We start from the raw sequence: 18333 nt of genomic DNA, 5'->3' as shown, positions 1-18333 counted from the left end.
AATTCAACACAATCTACATAACTGAACACTAAAATCTGAACACTGCCAACTGGCTACACATCATCAAAATCCACATAAATTTCTGCCGATGTTGGATGTGCTTGACAGGTTAAAATCAAACCTTCGGCAACTTCGCCATCAGTTAAAATGGAGTTCTTTTTCATTTCGGCTGAACCGTTTGTAATTCGTGCTAAACACGAACTGCAAATGCCACCTTGACAAGAATAAGGTGCGTCGATGCCTTGTTTTAAAGCAGCTTCGAGAACCGTTTGCTTTTGCGACATTTCGAAAGTAGTTTCTTCATCGTCAACCATAATGGTGATTTTGGTGTGACCAGATTGATTGCCAACGCTTGTATTTTCAGCAGTTGAAGTGGAAAACAATTCAAACTTAATATCTTTTTCGGCTACATTGTGTTCTTTTAAAACGGTTGAAACCAAATTAATCATTTCTTCTGGTCCGCATAAATAGAATTTATCAAACTCTTTTTCTTTGTGTTTGTTATTCAGAATGAAATTCACAGCCGATTTATCAATTCTTCCAAAAAGATCGCCACCATTTGACTTGCTGTAAACAAAATGTACAAACAAACGTCCAACATATTTCAGTTGTAAGTCGTGAAGTTCTTGTTGAAAAATGGTTTCTTCTGGCGATTTATTTCCATAAACCAAAATAAAAGTACTGTTTGGCTCGCTTTCTAGTACCGATTTTAAGATGGACATTACTGGTGTAATTCCGCTTCCGGCAACGAAACCTGCATAATTTTTTTGTTTATCAGCATTAGGTTCAAATGTAAATTTTCCTTCTGGTTGACCAACTTCAATAATATCTCCAACTTTTAAATTGTCATTGGCAAATTTTGAAAAATGACCGTTTTGAACTGATTTAATGGCAATGCGAAGTTCGCCGCTATTTGGAGAAGAACAAATAGAATAAGCGCGACGAATTTCTTGTCCGTCAAGCGTTAATTTTAAATTAACGTATTGACCAGCAATAAATTGATAAGTTGATTTTAATTCGGATGGAATGTAGAATGTAATTGAAATTGCGTTGGCAGTTTCCCTTTTTAAATCTTTTATGGTTAGTTTATAATAAGTTGACATGAATAATAATTTTTACAAAGGTAATAATATCAAGTTCAATGGCAACTTCAAAAATCAACTTCAATATCAAAAAACGATGGCAATTTCAAATCAAAAATTAATACATAGAAGTCTTAGGTATATAAAAAACTTATGTATATTTGTTCCAATTTAAATCGATTTAGCATGAAGAATTCACAGTTATATAAAGGAAGTTTGACTACGATAGTAATGAAACTATTGGAAGAAAACGGCAGAATGTATGGTTATGAAATTACCCAAAAAGTAAAAGAAATAACCAAAGGCGAATTGAAAATCACAGAAGGTGCATTGTATCCAGCGTTGCATAAACTGGAAGCCGAAGGCGTTCTTGAAGTAGAAATTGAAAACGTGGACAATCGACTGCGTAAATATTATAAGCTTACCGAAAAAGGAACTTCGGAAACCGTAAATCGATTGGCAGAACTGGAAGAATTTATTAAAAATATGCAAAGTATTGTAAATCCTAAATTAAGTTTTTAGCATGAAGTTGAATAATAAACAAAAAGCAGTAATAGAAGACTACCTTGACACTTTTGGAATAAAATATTACGAGCTAAAACAGGAGTTTCTAGATCACATGATTTGTAGTGTGGAATCTATTATTACTGAAAAACAAATAGGTTTAAACGAAGCAATTCGTATCGCTAAGAATGATTTTGAACCACTAGGTTTTAGAGGTATTATAGGGGAACGACAAAATGAATTGAAAAAATACTATCGAAAAGTGTATTTTAATTCTATCAAAGGGTTTTTCAAATTTCCACAAATTTTACTATCACTTTTTTTATTTATTTCTTTTTATTGCATTTTAAATCTTTATTCTAATGCTTTAAAAGCAGCAATTATTTTAAACTTAATGGGTGTTTTCTTGATAATTATTGAAAGTGTAAAATTGTTTAAATTAAGAAAGAAAGAAAATCAAATAGTTTTAAGGACAGATAAGTTTTTAAGTTACAATATAAGTATTGTTATGATGTTACCTCAATCATTATTGAATTTTATAAACGGATTTAAAGAATCGCTAGATATGGAGAACATAATTGTAAAAATTATCCTTGCAATAGTTTTAGTTTATAGTTTTTTGTCGGTTATAGTTTTTAAAAAATTGGCAAAAAAAGAAATTCAAGAAGTAAGGAAATTATATTATGCAGAATAAGAAACATAATTTGAAACAAATAGAAAAGCAATATCAAATAACCTAATTTGTTATGAAATTAACCACCCAGCAAATCGCAAAAATTGACGAAACTTTAGTTTACTGCGGCATTATATATGATGATATCAAACTAGAACTTATAGATCATATAGCTTCTGAAGTTGAAGTTGAAATGCAAACGAACCAAACTACCTTTTCTGAAGCATTTAATAATGTTTTTGATCGATGGAAAATAGATTTTAAACGCACTAGAGCTTTTTTCTCACTAAACACTTTTTATCCCAAAATAGCCCGAAATAAATTTAGCAATCAAGTAAAACTTGAGTTGATTTCAATAATTGCGATTTCATCATTGCTATTCATTAGTTTTCAACTATTGCCAAACTCCGCATCAAGATTAAATTTTGTTTTTTGGATAAAAAAAATGTTTTTTTATTCCTATTTTGTTGCAGTTATACTAATGCTAGCTTTAAAATTTTTAAATAAAAAAACAACTATTTCTTCTACTTATAAACACATGTTTGATGCTCGTTTTCCTGCAATCATTGTTTGGTTAAGTATAGCTTTAAATGATATTTTGCCAAATGATATAACAAATCAAAATTTATTTGTATTAACGATAGGTTTATTTTTTATGTATTTGTTTTCAACTATTTATTTAGGATTTAAACATTTTCAATTTCAAAGAAAATTTTTAATACGACTATGAAACTCACTAAAGAAAACATGCAATTTATAGATACTTATCTTGAAAATTCTGATGTTGTTTATGTTGACATTCGGTTGGAAATGGTTGACCATATTGCTACTGGTGTTGAAGAAAAAATGAGATCAGAACAGATTGATTTTTATGATGCTTTTAAAGATTATATGGTTGTTCACAAAAAATCTATCTTGAAAAATAATAAAAGCAGGTATAGTTATTCTTGGGAATCTATCAAGCAGTTTTTGTTGTTTTTAGTAAAGCCTTATATGCTGTTTTTGAACGTTGCTTTGTTTTTCTTTTTTAAAAAGATAGATGTCAACCGCTATTTTAATGAAGATTTTACAGTTAACAATATGTTTTCAGGACTTATCATTGTTCTATTCCTTTTTCAAATTGTGTATTTGGAGTTCATTCTAAAGAAGCGTTTTTACATTGCTGAAAGAAACATAGTCGTTTTGGTCACACTCTATTATTTGCAAGTCTTTCTTTTGCCAGTTTATTGTAATAATGATGTTTCCATTTATACAATAACCATTTTCTCTTTTTTGTTTTTGGGTTACATTATTTTTTTAGCCAAAGAAATTATAAAGTTCAATAGTTACATGTTAAATTATATCTGAATTATGAAACTATCCGCCGAACAAATAGAACGATTATACCAATTCACGCGCCAACATTTTGTGGAATATTACGATTTGCAAACGGAATTAGTCGATCACTTAGCCATTGCAATTGAAGCAGAATGGCAAGAAAACTCAAAAATTTCATTTGAAGACGCGTTGCAAAAAGAATTCAAAAAGTTTGGTGTTTTCGGTTTTATGGAAGTAGTTGAGCAACGACAAGCCGCATTGAATAAAAAATACAATAAATTGGTTTTAAACGAATTAAAAACTTTTTTTAGTATTCCCAAAATCATTGTTACTTTTTTAGCTTTTGGTATTGTATTTTATGCATCCAATTATTTACAACAAGGAGTCTTTATAATACAATTATTTTTTCTTGTATTGTGTGTGTTGTTTTTTGTTGGGTTAACAACCCTCGCTAATAGAAATAAAAAGAATTCAAAAGCAACAGGGAAAAAGTGGTTGTTAAAAGAAATTATTTTTGGTTACAGTTCATTAACGGGTTTAATTTATATACCCATACAGTTTGCCATTCGCATGGATGGTGAAAATTTTAATAGTTGGTATTTATCAGTATTTAGTTTTCTATTGGTTATATTGGGTTTGTTAGAATATATAGTTTTGATTCTAATTCCGTACAGAGCAGAAGATTATCTAAAAGAAACCTATCCAGAATATGAATTTGCAAAATAACATGTAACATTTTTCTATTTTTAGAAACTAATTCATCAAACAAAAAATATACTATGTTCAAACATTTTATCATGCTAGAGTGGAAATCATTTATTCGCTCAGCTTCTTTTGGGTCAAATCTTGCTCTCAAAATCGTCATGGGTTTAGGCGCATTATATTTAACAGCTTGTTTTGCAATATTAGGGACAGCAGTTTTCTTTGTTTTAAAAGACGAAGGATACGAACCATTAGAAACAATCAATAAGTATATGATTTATTATCTAGCGGTAGATTTACTCTTTCGATATTTTTTACAAAAAATGCCAGTAATGAACATCAGACCGTTGCTAACATTGAATATTAAAAAAGGAACCATTGTCCATTTTTCATTATTCAAAACGGCATTATCTTTTTTCAATTGGACACATGCTTTTTTCTTTCTTCCGTTTACTATTGTTTTATTGATCAAAGGATATGGTTATCAAGCTATTCTATGGCATATAGCCATGTTTTCGTTGATTTATTTGAACAACTTTATCAATATACTTATTAATAACAAAGATGCCATTTTTTATACTGTTTTGGCTGTTTTAGTTGGTTTAGGATTAACTCAATATTACAATCTTTTCGATATTACAATCTATACATTACCTTTTTTTCAAGGTATATATAAAACACTTTATTTGTTTCTTCTTCCTGTAATAGCATTAATTGGCACATATTATTTTTCGTTTCAATTTTTTAAAAATAATTTAAATATTGATGAAGGATTGGCCAATAAAAGCAAAATAGCTAAAACCGAAAATTATACTTGGTTAGAACAATTTGGAATTTTAGGAACGTTCTTGAAAAACGACATCCGATTATTGAGAAGAAACAAACGCTCAAAAACAACTTTAATCATGAGTGTGATGTTTATTTTCTACGGATTATTGTTTTTTACTAGTTCGATAGAAGCTTATGATAATCCGGCGATGAAAGTCTTTGCAGGAATTTTTGTTTCGGGCGGATTTTTATTCACATTTGGACAATTTATTCCGAGTTGGGATAGTGCTTATTATCAATTATTAATGAGCCAAAACATTCCTTACAAAGAATACATCAAATCAAAATGGTGGTTGATGGTTATTGGAACAGTAATTTCAACACTTTTGGCATCATTCTATATCTATTTTGGAGTTCATACGTATTTAATAGTTGTTGTTGCTGCTATTTTCAATATCGGAGTAAATTCACATTTGGTAATGCTTGGTGGCGCATTTGTGAAAACACCAATCGATTTAACTACGAGCAAACAAGCTTTTGGAGACAAACAAGCTTTTAACGTAAAAACAATGCTAATTGCTATTCCAAAAATGGCTTTACCAATGGTTTTATATGCAGCAGGTTATTATCTTTTTTCACCAAATATTGGGTTACTTTTTGTAGCATTAGCTGGAGTTATTGGGTTTTTATTTAGAGATTATGTATTTTCAAAAATCGAAAAAATCTACAAATCCGAAAAATATGCAACCATCGCCGCATACAAACAAAAAAATTAGTATTCAGTCCCGAAGCGTCGGGACAGTTTTTAGTATTCAGTTATTGAAACTTAAAAACTTATAAACCATAAACTTTTAAACTATTTTCAAAATGATACAAGTACATAATCTTTCAAAAACATATAATAACGGAGTTAAAGTATTAAACGTTGAATCGTTAGAAATTCCAAAAGGACAAAGCTTTGGATTAGTAGGAAATAACGGTGCAGGAAAAACCACTTTTTTCAGTTTACTATTGGATTTAATTCAACCAAGTACAGGACATATTATCAATAACAATGTTCAGGTAAACACCAGCGAAGCATGGAAACCTTTCACCGCAGCTTTTATTGATGAAAGTTTCTTGATAGGTTATTTAACAGCCGAAGAATATTTTTATTTCATTGGTGAATTGCGCGGACAAAACAAAGCCGATGTTGACACTTTATTAGCAAAACATGAAGAATTTTTCAACGGCGAAATTTTAAAAAGTAAAAAATACCTTCGAGATTTATCCAAAGGAAACATGAAAAAAGTTGGAATTATAGCAGCTTTAATTGGAAATCCAGAAGTGGTAATTCTTGACGAACCATTTGCAAATTTGGATCCAACAACCGTAAATCGTTTGAAAAAAATCATCAAAGAATTAGCTGACGATACCAATACAACTGTTCTAGTTTCTAGTCATGATTTGGTTCACACTGTTGAGGTTTGCAACCGAATTGTAGCTCTAAACAAAGGCGAAATTGTAAAAGACATTCAAACATCGCCAGAAACCTTGAAAGAATTAGAAGCATTTTTTGCGGTATAAATTTAATACTATAAAAAAAAAGAGTAGCTATATGGTTTTAAAAAACATACAGCTATTTTTTTTGCCATGTCAAAAAGAAACGTATTTTTACCCGTTAGTTATACTATTTATGACTTTTTTACGTTATTTTAAAAACGTTTTGATTTGAAAACCAATACTCTTAAATATGTTTTTTTTACTGGATTATTTGTTTTTTTGATAGCATGTTCTACCAAAAAGAATACTTTTATATCCAGAAATTCTCATGCACTTAGCACAAAAGACAACGTTTTATACAACGGTAAGCTTGCTTTAGATAAAGGAATTGCTGAGGTCAAACTTGAAAATATTGATAATTTTTGGGAACGACTTCCAGTAGAAAGGATGCAATTAAAAGACAATGCAATGATGCCTGGCGATGCAAAAAACGCCAACTTTGAAAGAGCTGAAACCAAGGCAATAAAAGCCATCCAAAAACATTCGATGTATATTGAAGGTTCTGAAAAAAACCCACAAATGGATGAAGCGCATTTGCTTTTGGGAAAAGCCAGATATTATGACCAACGATTTATTCCCGCACTCGAAGCTTTCAACTATGTTTTATATAAATATCCTAGTAGCGATAAAATTTATGAAGTAAAAATTTGGCGAGAAAAAACCAATATGCGTCTGGAAAACGATGCTATTGCCGTAAACAACCTTACAAAATTATTAAAAGAAATTAAATTCAAAGATCAAATTTTTGCCGATGCCAATGCAACTTTGGCGCAAGCCTATTTAAATCTAGAAGAAAAAGACAGTGCTGTGTCGAAACTAAAAATAGCGCTCGATTTCACGAAACTAAACGAAGAAAAATCGAGATATCGTTTTATTTTAGGACAACTTTTTGAAGAGTTAGGACAAAAAGATAGTGCTTTTGCAATGTATCAGTCAGTGATTGACATGAAACGAAAAGCAGGAAGACAATATGTTATTCAAGCTCATGCAAAACAGGCCAAGCAATACAATTATGAAAAAGGCGACACGCTTACTTTTTTAAACAAATTTAATGCGCTAATCGAAGACAGAGAAAATCGCCCATATCTTGATGTTTTACATCATCAAATGGCCTTGTTTTATGAAAAAAATAATAACCAATTAAAAGCAAAGAAGCACTACAACATTTCTTTAAAAAAGAAAAGCCAGGATAGTTACTTAGCTGCTTCTAATCATAGAAACCTTGCTGATCTTTATTTTATTGACTCTAAATTCAGTACCGCAGGCAAATATTATGATAGTACTTTAGTGTTTTTAAAACCTAGAACACGCGAGTATAATTTGATTAAAAAGAAAAGAGAAAACCTTGCCGATGTTATAAAATATGAAGGCATTGCTCAAGTAAATGACAGTATTATATCGTTATACAACATGTCAGACGAAGCTAGAACAGCCTATTTTGACAAGTATATTGCAGATTTAAAAATTAAAGAAAAGGAACTTTTGCTAATTGCCGAGAAGGAAGCGATTATGAAAGAAAATCAGCAAAAGGGGGAAGTAAATAATGATCCAACAACTAGTTCGAGTAAAGGTAAAATAAACTCAAGTTTACCGCCAGCTAGTAAACCATCTGCCAATAATGGAGGAGATTTTTATTTCTATAACCCAGCAACGGTGGCTTACGGCAAAAAAGAATTTGCGAAAATATGGGGAAAAAGAAAGTTACAAGATAATTGGCGAGTTTCATCAATGTCTACTAAAATTAGTAAAGATAATGCTACTGATGATGAAGATAAAACAAGCGATAAAGAGTCCAAAAAACCCGCAGTTGTTGACGAACGTTTTACCTCTGATTTTTATATTAAAAAAATTCCTACTTCACAAACGCTTATTGATAGTTTAAGTAAAGAGCGAAACTTTGCTTATTATCAACTTGGCGTTATTTATAAAGAAAAATTTAAAGAATATGTTTTGGCATCTAAAAAGCTAGAACAACTCTTGGCTTATAACCCTGAGGAAAGGTTGGTTTTGCCATCAATGTATAACCTTTATAAAATTTATGAAATAATAAATAAAGGCAAAGCAGATGCTATGAAAACCCGAATTATTTCGGAATATCCCGATTCCCGCTATGCTCAAATTTTAAATAATCCCGATAGTCAAATAGCGCTTTCAAGCGACTCTCCCAAAGTTGTTTATGAAAACATTTATAAGAAATACCAAGATGGAGAATTCAAAACTGTATTAACAGCAACAGAGCAAGCAATTGATAGATTTGCCGGTGATGAAGTCGTGCCAAAGTTTGAATTGCTAAAAGCAAACATTGTCGCCAAATTGAATGGTCTTGATGAATATGCAAAAGCCTTAAACTTTGTTTCGTTGAACTATCCAAATAGCGAGGAAGGAAAAAAAGCAGAGAAACAGTTGAGTGTTGATATTCCAAAGTTATCGGCATTGCAATTGTCTAATAACGAGTCTAAAAACTGGAAAATTTTATACGGCACCAAAGATTTTGAAGATAAAAACACTAAAATTTTACGTGAAAAAATCAAAAAATTTGTGGCTGATAGAGGTTTAAGCAAATTATCGGTTTCGTTAGATATTTACACCATGACTGACAATTTTGTGGTAATTCACGGCATTAGTTCACAAGATTTAGCCGAAGGAATAGTTTCGATATTAAAAGATTATAAAGATTATATTATCAAAGAAAAAGCAATCGTGATTTCGGCAGAAAACTACGCGATTGTTCAAATCAAAAAGAATATAGATGAGTTTTTAGCAGGCAATCTTGCCGATAATCCACCGCCACCAAACTGGGATGGCACTATTGAAAAGGAATCTGTTGCTCAGCAAGATAAACCAGTTCAAAACCAAGAGCAAGTTCCAATAAGTAATTCAAAAAAACAGGATAGTAATCAACCTAAAAATCCACAAAAAGGAATGGAGCAAAACGACAATCAATTTGGTTTGCCACCATCACCTCAAATGGAAAAACCAGGAAAAAAAGGATAAACTATGTTTGAAAAAAGCCCAAAATCCTATACCGATTTATTAGGTAAAACCAATAGAATTGTAGAAGGAACATCTATTAAAGGCGATATTGTTTCACCAGCAGACTTTAGATTAGATGGTCATTTGATAGGAAATTTTCAGTCAAAAGGTAAAATAGTAATTGGTCCAGCAGGTAGTGTTACCGGAGATATTATTTGTAAAAACGCCGATATAGAAGGTAGTTTTAATGGAAAAATACAAGTACAAGAAATGCTGAACATAAAATCGAAAGCACACATTCAAGGAGAAGTGATTTGCGGTAAGCTTTCTGTTGAACCAGGAGCAGAATTTAGTGCAACCTGTGTCATGAAACCTCATGTTAAAAACTTGGTCAGTGATGGACAATCAACAGAGGAAAAAACAGCGTAACAAATGGTTGGCACTCATAAATATCCCTGTTCAAATGGGCGTTATTGTTTTTTTGTTTGCTTATTTTGGACGTTTTCTTGACGAAAAATTTAACAATCCACATCGACTATTTGTCAAAATTCTAACTATTTTAGGCGTGGCATTAGCTTTTTATAATATCAGCCGTCAGCTAAAAGAAATCAATAAATCAGATAATCAATAGCATGAATAAAAAAAAATTCAAACCTCTTTTCACTCTTTTTTTACTTGGAATCATTGGTTTTTCAATTCATAAATTGGTATTTCATTTTTTTGTAAGCCAAGTTTATGAGGCAGCTTTTGTTTACTCCATACCTTTGCTATATTTGTTTTTCTTTTTCTTTTCGGCATTATTAATTTTAATTCTCTACAAAGTAAAACAGACCAGTATAAACTCGGTTGGTTACACCTTTTTGTTGCTGACTACTTTTAAAATGGCTCTATCTTACCTTTTTTTACGACCAATTTTAAGTTTAAATCTGCCTAAAACGCCCACAGAAAAAATAAGTTTTTTTATTATTTTTATTTACTTTTTGACAATAGAAACTCTTGTAACCATCAGAATTTTAAATAATAAGCAATAAAAGACCATTAAATCCGCATTTCTATCAAAAAAATTAAAACATATACTTTTTAGTATTAATTAATATTGTACTTTTGCACCAAATTTGAAAATAGTTAATTTAAGTTAATTCTCAGATATGGTGCTTTCTAAAAAACCACTCCATTTATTTATAGTAACTTTAGTTGCAATTCTACCATTTTTAAGCTCAGCTAATTCAACATCTGACAGCGTAAATGTTACTTCAGAAACTAATTCTGTTGCAGGAAAACTTACTGAAAATGCGGTACCAAAAGATATTAAAACAGAGATTAAAGAATTCATCGATCACCACCTAAAGGATTCTTATGACTTCACTATTTTTGGATATAAAAATGAAGCTGGAGAGCAAGAACATGTTGCAATTCCGTTGCCTATTATACTTTGGGATGGTGGCTTAAAAGTTTTTTCCTCTTCTAAATTTCATCACGGAGAAGAAGTAGCTGAATTTGATGGTAGTTTCTATAAAGTGTATCATTCAAAAATTTATAAAGTTGACAGCAAAGAAGGTCAAATTTCCGTTGACGAACACGATCATGCTACCAATGTAAAGCCACTTGACTTTTCTATAACTAAAAACGTGGTTATGATTTTCGTGGTATCGATATTGATGTTTTTATTATTTAGAAGCTTGGCAAAATCATACGCTAAAAATGCTGGTATTTCCTCTGGAATTGGACGTTTATTCGAACCAATTGTACTATATATTAGAGATGAAATTGCTATTCCTAATATTGGAGAGAAGCATTATAAAAAGTACATGAGTTATCTACTAACTATATTTTTCTTCGTCTGGTTCCTAAATATTTTTGGATTAACGCCTCTTGGCATTAACGTTACCGGAAACATAGCAGTTACTGCTTGTTTAGCGTTACTTACTTTTCTTATTACAACGTTTACCGCAAATAAAAACTATTGGGGACATATTTTTTGGATGCCAGGTGTGCCTGTGCCAATGAAAATTATTTTAGCACCAATTGAATTGTTAGGGATTTTCATAAAGCCATTTGCTTTGATGATTCGTCTCTATGCAAACATTGTGGCTGGACACATTGTATTGATGAGTTTGATAGGGTTAATGTTTGTTTTTAAAAATTGGTTAGGAAGTAGTTTATCTTTTTTGCTATCTTTTGCTATTTCCATTATAGAAATATTAGTTGCCTTGTTACAAGCTTATATTTTCACTATGCTTTCTGCGCTTTATTTTGGTTCGGCTGTAGAAGAGCATCATCACGAGGAAGCACATCATTAATTATTTGAATGTTTAATTAAATATATATATACATTATGGAAATTCCTAAAATTATTGGAGCTGGATTAGTAGTAATCGGAGCTGGTATTGGTATCGGAAGAATTGGTGGTTCTGCAATGGACGCTATTGCTCGTCAACCAGAAGCTACTGGTAAAATCCAAACAGCTATGCTTATTGCTGCCGCTCTTATTGAAGGTATTGGATTTGCTGCTTTATTCGCAGTATAATTCTAAAATTAAAGTATAAGCTATAACGGTTGGTTGTAGCTTATGCTTATATTTAAATTAAAAGACTATAATTAAATTATAATATGGATAAGTTAATAAATGATTTTTCGTTAGGATTGTTTTTCTGGCAATTTTTGATTTTCGTAGGATTGATTTTCCTTTTGAAAAAATTCGCTTGGAAACCTATTCTCGATGCAGTTAATGAAAGAGAAGAAGGTATTAAAAATGCATTACTATCAGCAGAAAATGCAAAGAAAGAAATGCAAAATTTGAAAGCAGACAATGAAAAATTGTTAGCCGAAGCAAGATTAGAACGTGATGCTATGATGAAAGAAGCCCGTGAAATCAAAGATAAAATGATTAACGATGCAAAAACCGAAGCGCAAACTGCTGGTCAAAAAATGATTGAACAAGCAAAAGCTTCCATCGAAAGCGAGAAAAATGCAGCTTTGGCAGAATTGAAAGCGCAAGTTTCTACTTTATCATTAGATATTGCTGAAAAATTATTAAAAGACGAATTATCTAATAAAGAGGCTCAAACTAAATTGGTTGAGAAAATGTTAGGTGATGTAAAATTAAATTAATCGTTATGTCAAGAGCTGCGATTAGATATGCAAAAGCAATTTTAGAAATTGCTATTTCAAATGGAAATGCCAACAAAGTTAACGACGATATGAAATCGATTGTTGACTCCGTTCATGGAAGTGGTGAACTTAGTGATTTTTTATCAAACCCAATCATTTCTTCAGAAGTTAAAATAAATGCCCTGTCTGAAGTATTCGCTTCGGTTCAATCGGAAACAAAATCGCTCTTTAGATTATTACATGAAAATAAGAGATTTGAAATTTTAGCACCGATAGCAACTCAATTCAACACTTTATTTGATGAAATGAATGGTGTAGAAGTAGCCAAAGTAACTACAGCTTTCCCAATTACAGCCGATTTAGAAAGTAAAATACTAGCTAAAATCGCTACAATTTCAGATAAAAAAATAACTATTGAAAATAGTGTAGATCCAAAAATAATTGGAGGATTTATTTTAAGAATAGGCGATAAACAGTACAACGCTTCTGTTGCTAATAGACTACAAGAGTTGAAAAGAGAATTCAGTAACTAAATATATGATGATGAAAGGAATTTTAACCGCTTTATTATTTTTACTTACCTGGAGTAACTTTGCGCAGGATATTAAATTGAAAAAAGGCGAAATCCTTGTTGATGATAAGGTGTGGTTAAATTATGAAGGTTGTGGCGGATTTAGTGCTAACTGTAGTTTGTTAATGACTTCTAGTAAAGAAGAAATTATTTATATGAACTTTGTTAAAGTTCCTGGAGTTGAACCTATCACAAATTACAACAAAACAGGCGATTTAACATATATCGAAATAAAATTTTTAGGAGTTAATCGTTCAATAGAATTAGATAACGTTACTTTTAAAAAAGCTATTGGCATTATTTATAATACAAAGTGTATTAATGATGATGGTAGTTTCGATGAAGATAAAGTGCAGAGATTAATTGAAAAATACGGAACTCCTTTTTCTGATCGATTAAATAAAACTACAAACAATACGAACACAATTATAATTAAAGAGGAACCAAAACGTTCCGGAGTAAACATAAATATTGGAAGATAAATAATACACTTATTATGGCGGAAATTAAAGCTGCTGAGATTTCAGCAATATTAAAAAAACAAGTAGAAGGATTTCAATCTGGTGCTACATTAGAAGAAGTAGGAACAGTACTTCAAGTAGGTGATGGTATCGCACTTGTTTATGGTTTGTCAAATGCACAATACGGTGAGTTAGTACAATTCGAAAACGGATTAGAAGCTATCGTTTTGAATTTAGAAGAAGATAATGTTGGTGTGGTACTTTTAGGTCCATCTACAGGAATTAGAGAAGGTTCAACAGTTAAAAGAACTCAGCGTATTGCCTCTTTAAACGTAGGTGAGCAAATCGTTGGACGTGTTGTTGATACTCTAGGAAATCCTATTGATGGTAAAGGACCAATTGGCGGTGAATTATTTGAAATGCCTCTAGAAAGAAAAGCTCCTGGAGTAATTTTCCGTCAACCAGTAACTGAACCATTACAAACAGGTATTAAATCAATCGATGCGATGATTCCTGTGGGACGTGGACAGCGTGAGTTAGTAATTGGTGACCGTCAGACAGGTAAAACTACCGTGTGTATCGATACTATTTTGAACCAAAAAGAATTCTACGACGCCGGAAAACCAGTATTTTGTATCTATGTTGCAATTGGACAAAAAGCATCCACTGTAGCAAACATTGCTAAAACTTTAGAAGAAAAAGGAGCTATGGCTTATACAACAATAGTGGCTGCTAATGCTTCAGATCCTGCTCCAATGCAAGTTTATGCTCCATTCGCTGGTGCTGCAATTGGTGAGTATTTCAGAGACTCAGGTCGTCCCGCTTTGATTATCTACGACGATTTATCAAAACAAGCAGTAGCTTACCGTGAGGTTTCTTTATTATTAAGAAGACCACCAGGACGTGAAGCTTATCCTGGAGACGTTTTCTATCTTCACTCAAGATTATTAGAAAGAGCAGCAAAAGTAATTGCTGATGATGATATTGCAAAAAACATGAACGATTTACCAGACTCGTTAAAGCCAATCGTAAAAGGTGGTGGTTCATTGACCGCGTTACCAATTATCGAAACACAAGCTGGTGACGTTTCTGCCTATATTCCAACTAACGTAATTTCGATTACCGATGGACAAATTTTCTTGGATGTAGATTTATTCAACTCTGGAGTTCGTCCAGCAATCAACGTGGGTATTTCGGTATCTCGTGTTGGAGGTAACGCACAGATTAAATCAATGAAAAAAGTAGCTGGAACTTTAAAATTAGACCAAGCACAATTCCGCGAATTGGAAGCGTTTGCAAAATTTGGTTCTGATTTGGATGCCGTTACTTTAAACGTAATTGAAAAAGGAAAAAGAAACGTTGAAATTTTGAAACAAGCCGTTAACGATCCTTATACTGTAGAAGATCAAGTGGCGATTATCTATGTAGGTTCTAAAAACTTATTGAGAAACGTTCCAGTAAATAAAATCAAAGAATTCGAAAAAGATTATATCGAATACTTGAACAATAAACACAGAGACACTTTGGACGCTTTAAAAGCAGGTAAATTAGATGATAATATTACTGATGTTTTGGTTAAAGCAGCCAAAGAGATAGGAGCGAAATATAATTAATAAAGTATTAAGTATCAAGTATTAAGACGAAAGACTTGAAACAACAAGAAGTAATCTTAATACTTGATACTTAAATCTTAATACTATAACAAATGGCAAACTTAAAGGAAATCCGTAATAGAATTACTTCCGTTCAGTCAACGATGCAAATTACATCGGCGATGAAAATGGTTTCTGCAGCAAAGTTGAAAAAAGCACAGGATGCTATCACAGCAATGCGACCTTATGCCGAAAAATTAACGGAATTATTACAAAGTGTAAGCGCTACTCTAGATGGCGAAGCTGGTGGTCAATATACTTCACAACGTCCAATAAACAAAGTATTAATTGTTGCTATCACTTCTAATCGTGGTTTATGTGGTGCTTTTAATACTAATGTAATTAAGCAAGCCAAAATTGTTGCTGATAGTTATGCAGGAAAACAAGTTGACATTTTTGCTATTGGTAAAAAAGGAAACGATGTTTTAAGAAAAACAAACACAGTTATTGACAACAAAAGTGAGGTTTTTGATCAATTAACTTTTGATAATGTAGCTGCGATTTCTGATTTATTAACAGAAAAATTTATTGCGGGTGACTATGACAAAATCGAAATTGTATACAATCAGTTCAAGAATGCAGCTACACAAATAGTTCAGACAGAACAGTTTTTACCTCTAGCACCAATTGCTTCTGATACTGCTGTTTCAACAGGAGATTATATTTTTGAACCCGAAAAAGAAGAAATTGTATTAACCTTAATTCCAAAATCGTTAAAAACACAATTGTACAAAGCCATCAGAGACTCCTTTGCATCAGAACATGGTGCTCGAATGACTGCTATGCACAAAGCAACTGACAACGCAACCGAATTGAGAAACCAACTAAAATTAACTTACAACAAAGCACGTCAAGCGGCGATTACTAACGAAATCCTCGAGATTGTTGGTGGAGCAGAAGCGTTGAAAGGATAAAATTAGTTTTTATAAATATTATTTAAGAGCCAACAATCGTTGGCTCTTTTTTTATACTTTTAAAATAAAAATTTTCAAATGCAAATTAAAGAACTCGCCACAGTAGAACAAATCCTGGAGGAATTTGAAACCATTCAATTTCTTTATCCAAATATGACTGTAGAAAAGTATAAGTCTTTTCTTGAAGACATGATTCCAAAGAGTTATAAGCAAGTAGCTGTTTTTGAAAACGATAAATGTGTAGGTTTGACCGGTTTTTGGTTTGGCACAAAATTATGGACAGGAAAATATATCGAAATCGATAATTTTATTGTGCATCCCGATTATCGTAAAAAAGGAATCGGAAAGCTAATATCTAGCTATATCGACCAAAAAGCAACCGAATTAAACTGCACCTGTATTGTTTTGGATGCTTTTACTGGCAATTTTCCGGCGCACAAGTTTTATTACAATCTAGGTTACGTGCCAAGAGGTTTTCATTTTATTAAAACTATTGACGAAAATGGATTTTCTTAATCTAATAAAAACCTATTTTTGTTTCATTAACAAAATGCACTTTGAGTTTATATAAAAATCTTTTCAAACAAACCCTTATTTACGGTTTAGCAACGGTTTTGCCGCGCATGATTAGTTTTCTCTTGGTCATGGTGCATACCGATAAATTGGCGAGAGCCGATTATGGAGAAACAACCATATTGTTATCCTATATGGTGTTTTTTAACGTCATTCTTTCCTATGGCATGGAAACCGCTTTTTTTAGATTTTATAATTCAGAACAAAACAAGAAAAAGGTTATTCAAACTGCCACAATTTCTGTTTTTTGGACTTCTTTAGGATTTTTATTTTTGTCACTTTTTTTTCGAAATACAATTTCTAATTGGATTACCATCGATGTAAAATATATAATCTATTCCATTTGGATTTTAGTGCTAGATGCTTTGGTTATCATCCCGTTTTCAAAACTTAGAGCAGAACAAAGACCAATGATGTATGCGTTTATTAAAATTGGAAACGTAATTATCAACATGATTTTAAACCTTTTTTTCTTGCTCTATTTACCCAAAATGGCGGTAAACAATCCCGATAGTTTTATAGCGACACTTTATTTCGAAAACTTTCAAATAGGGTACATTTTTATAGCCAATCTAATAGCGAGTTTAGCCACTTTTGTGGTGCTTTCACCTAATTATTTTAAGCTAAAATGGAAAGTCGATATACAACTTTGGAAAAAAATGATGCTGTATGGTTTTCCCATTCTAATAGCCGGAATTGCATTTGCAATCAACGAACACTTAGATAAAATAATTCTTGAATTTTTACTGCCTAAAAACACCGGAAAATCAGAAGTTGGCGCTTATGCTGCTTGTTACAAATTAGGATTATTCATGGTTTTATTTGCCACTGCTTTTAGATTGGGAATTGAACCTTTTTTCTTTAGTCACGCCAAACACGAAAACGCAAAACAAACCTATGCGGCCATAACTAAATTTTTTGTCATTTTTGGTTCTTTAATTCTTTTAACCGTTATCGTTTTTGCCGATGTGTTAAAATTAATTATGATTAAAGACGAGTCTTATTGGGAAGCAATGAAAGTCGTTCCGCTAATTATTTTAGCCAATTTCTTCCTCGGCATTTACAACAATCTTTCGGTTTGGTACAAATTGACCGACAAGACAAAAATTGGTGCCTATATTTCAATAATCGGTGCCATTTTGACTTTAGTGTTAAACTTTTTACTTATTCCAAGATACAGCTATATGGGTTCGGCTATCGGAACCATTGCTGCTTATGGTAGCATGATGACCATTTCTTATGTTTTAGGTAATAAATATTATCCAATACCTTATGACATGAAAAAAATTGGCGGATATCTTGGAATTTCCATAGTATTTTCCCTTGTTTCTTTTTATTTTTTCAGAGAAAATTATTTGGTGGGAATACCTTTAATACTGATATTTACTTATTTCATTTATTATAACGAAAAAGAAACAATAAGTAGCATTATCAAAAGAAAAAAATAAAATAATTACCTTTGAGTCTTCGCGATTCTTTGGCAAAAACAT

Annotated in this window: 20 protein-coding genes; 19 read left to right on the top strand and 1 reads right to left on the bottom strand. The window is 31.7% G+C overall.

Features of this window, described 5'->3' with window-relative positions; translation table 11 throughout:
- Positions 1 to 53 precede the first annotated feature (53 nt).
- Positions 54 to 1103 (bottom strand): ferredoxin--NADP reductase, encoded by a 1050-nt coding sequence (locus WFZ85_RS02465; RefSeq protein WP_342694702.1) that lies wholly within the window; start codon positions 1101 to 1103, stop codon positions 54 to 56.
- Positions 1104 to 1268: 165 nt separating this feature from the next.
- Between WFZ85_RS02465 and WFZ85_RS02460 the strand changes: the two genes are divergently transcribed.
- The 19 genes from WFZ85_RS02460 to WFZ85_RS02370 all read left to right on the top strand — a co-directional run bounded on the left by WFZ85_RS02460 (position 1269) and on the right by WFZ85_RS02370 (position 18291).
- Complete coding sequence (locus WFZ85_RS02460) at positions 1269 to 1604, top strand: PadR family transcriptional regulator (RefSeq protein ID WP_342694701.1); 336 nt, start codon at positions 1269 to 1271, stop codon at positions 1602 to 1604.
- 1 nt (position 1605) lies between these two features.
- Positions 1606 to 2280, top strand: a complete 675-nt coding sequence (locus WFZ85_RS02455; RefSeq protein WP_342694700.1) for a hypothetical protein — start codon at positions 1606 to 1608, stop codon at positions 2278 to 2280.
- A 52-nt stretch (positions 2281 to 2332) separates the two neighbouring features.
- Positions 2333 to 2989: a hypothetical protein gene (locus WFZ85_RS02450; RefSeq protein ID WP_342694699.1), complete on the top strand. Its 657-nt coding sequence runs from the start codon at positions 2333 to 2335 to the stop codon at positions 2987 to 2989.
- On the top strand, positions 2986 to 3606 hold the full coding sequence (locus tag WFZ85_RS02445; RefSeq protein ID WP_342694698.1) for a hypothetical protein: 621 nt from the start codon (positions 2986 to 2988) through the stop codon (positions 3604 to 3606). The genes WFZ85_RS02450 and WFZ85_RS02445 overlap by 4 nt, the downstream gene beginning before the upstream one ends.
- Positions 3607 to 3609: 3 nt before the next feature.
- A complete protein-coding gene (locus tag WFZ85_RS02440) occupies positions 3610 to 4302 on the top strand; it encodes a hypothetical protein (RefSeq protein WP_342694697.1) in 693 nt (230 codons plus the stop codon).
- Positions 4303 to 4355: 53 nt separating this feature from the next.
- Positions 4356 to 5822 carry a DUF5687 family protein gene (locus WFZ85_RS02435; protein WP_342694696.1) on the top strand — a complete coding sequence of 489 codons (1467 nt, stop codon included), beginning with the start codon at positions 4356 to 4358 and terminating at the stop codon, positions 5820 to 5822.
- 91 nt (positions 5823 to 5913) lie between these two features.
- Positions 5914 to 6612, top strand: a complete 699-nt coding sequence (locus tag WFZ85_RS02430; protein WP_342694695.1) for an ABC transporter ATP-binding protein — start codon at positions 5914 to 5916, stop codon at positions 6610 to 6612.
- A 144-nt stretch (positions 6613 to 6756) separates the two neighbouring features.
- On the top strand, positions 6757 to 9582 hold the full coding sequence (gene porW / locus WFZ85_RS02425) for a type IX secretion system periplasmic lipoprotein PorW/SprE (RefSeq protein ID WP_342694694.1): 2826 nt from the start codon (positions 6757 to 6759) through the stop codon (positions 9580 to 9582).
- 3 nt (positions 9583 to 9585) lie between these two features.
- A complete protein-coding gene (locus tag WFZ85_RS02420) occupies positions 9586 to 9990 on the top strand; it encodes a bactofilin family protein (protein WP_342694693.1) in 405 nt (134 codons plus the stop codon).
- A complete protein-coding gene (locus tag WFZ85_RS02415; protein ID WP_342694873.1) occupies positions 9959 to 10192 on the top strand; it encodes an AtpZ/AtpI family protein in 234 nt (77 codons plus the stop codon). The genes WFZ85_RS02420 and WFZ85_RS02415 overlap by 32 nt, the downstream gene beginning before the upstream one ends.
- Positions 10193 to 10709: 517 nt before the next feature.
- On the top strand, positions 10710 to 11861 hold the full coding sequence (gene atpB / locus WFZ85_RS02410; protein ID WP_342694692.1) for a F0F1 ATP synthase subunit A: 1152 nt from the start codon (positions 10710 to 10712) through the stop codon (positions 11859 to 11861).
- 35 nt (positions 11862 to 11896) lie between these two features.
- Complete coding sequence (atpE, locus tag WFZ85_RS02405) at positions 11897 to 12088, top strand: ATP synthase F0 subunit C (RefSeq protein WP_171221220.1); 192 nt, start codon at positions 11897 to 11899, stop codon at positions 12086 to 12088.
- An 83-nt stretch (positions 12089 to 12171) separates the two neighbouring features.
- On the top strand, positions 12172 to 12672 hold the full coding sequence (locus WFZ85_RS02400) for a F0F1 ATP synthase subunit B (RefSeq protein ID WP_342694691.1): 501 nt from the start codon (positions 12172 to 12174) through the stop codon (positions 12670 to 12672).
- Positions 12672 to 13205, top strand: coding sequence for an ATP synthase F1 subunit delta (atpH, locus tag WFZ85_RS02395; RefSeq protein ID WP_342694872.1), 534 nt, complete (start codon positions 12672 to 12674; stop codon positions 13203 to 13205). The genes WFZ85_RS02400 and atpH overlap by 1 nt, the downstream gene beginning before the upstream one ends.
- Positions 13206 to 13215: 10 nt before the next feature.
- Positions 13216 to 13725 (top strand): hypothetical protein, encoded by a 510-nt coding sequence (locus WFZ85_RS02390; RefSeq protein ID WP_342694690.1) that lies wholly within the window; start codon positions 13216 to 13218, stop codon positions 13723 to 13725.
- Positions 13726 to 13739: 14 nt separating this feature from the next.
- Positions 13740 to 15317: a F0F1 ATP synthase subunit alpha gene (gene atpA / locus WFZ85_RS02385; RefSeq protein ID WP_342694689.1), complete on the top strand. Its 1578-nt coding sequence runs from the start codon at positions 13740 to 13742 to the stop codon at positions 15315 to 15317.
- A gap of 92 nt (positions 15318 to 15409) precedes the next feature.
- Positions 15410 to 16270, top strand: a complete 861-nt coding sequence (atpG, locus tag WFZ85_RS02380; protein WP_342694688.1) for an ATP synthase F1 subunit gamma — start codon at positions 15410 to 15412, stop codon at positions 16268 to 16270.
- A gap of 78 nt (positions 16271 to 16348) precedes the next feature.
- Positions 16349 to 16786 carry a GNAT family N-acetyltransferase gene (locus WFZ85_RS02375; protein WP_342694687.1) on the top strand — a complete coding sequence of 146 codons (438 nt, stop codon included), beginning with the start codon at positions 16349 to 16351 and terminating at the stop codon, positions 16784 to 16786.
- Between the two features lie 41 nt (positions 16787 to 16827).
- A complete protein-coding gene (locus WFZ85_RS02370; RefSeq protein ID WP_342694686.1) occupies positions 16828 to 18291 on the top strand; it encodes a lipopolysaccharide biosynthesis protein in 1464 nt (487 codons plus the stop codon).
- Positions 18292 to 18333: the final 42 nt, after the last annotated feature.

Source organism: Flavobacterium aureirubrum (assembly GCF_038739835.1).
GTDB lineage: Bacteria > Bacteroidota > Bacteroidia > Flavobacteriales > Flavobacteriaceae > Flavobacterium > Flavobacterium aureirubrum.
Note: the sequence above shows the minus strand (reverse complement) of the source record. Positions and strands in the feature narration are given on the sequence as shown.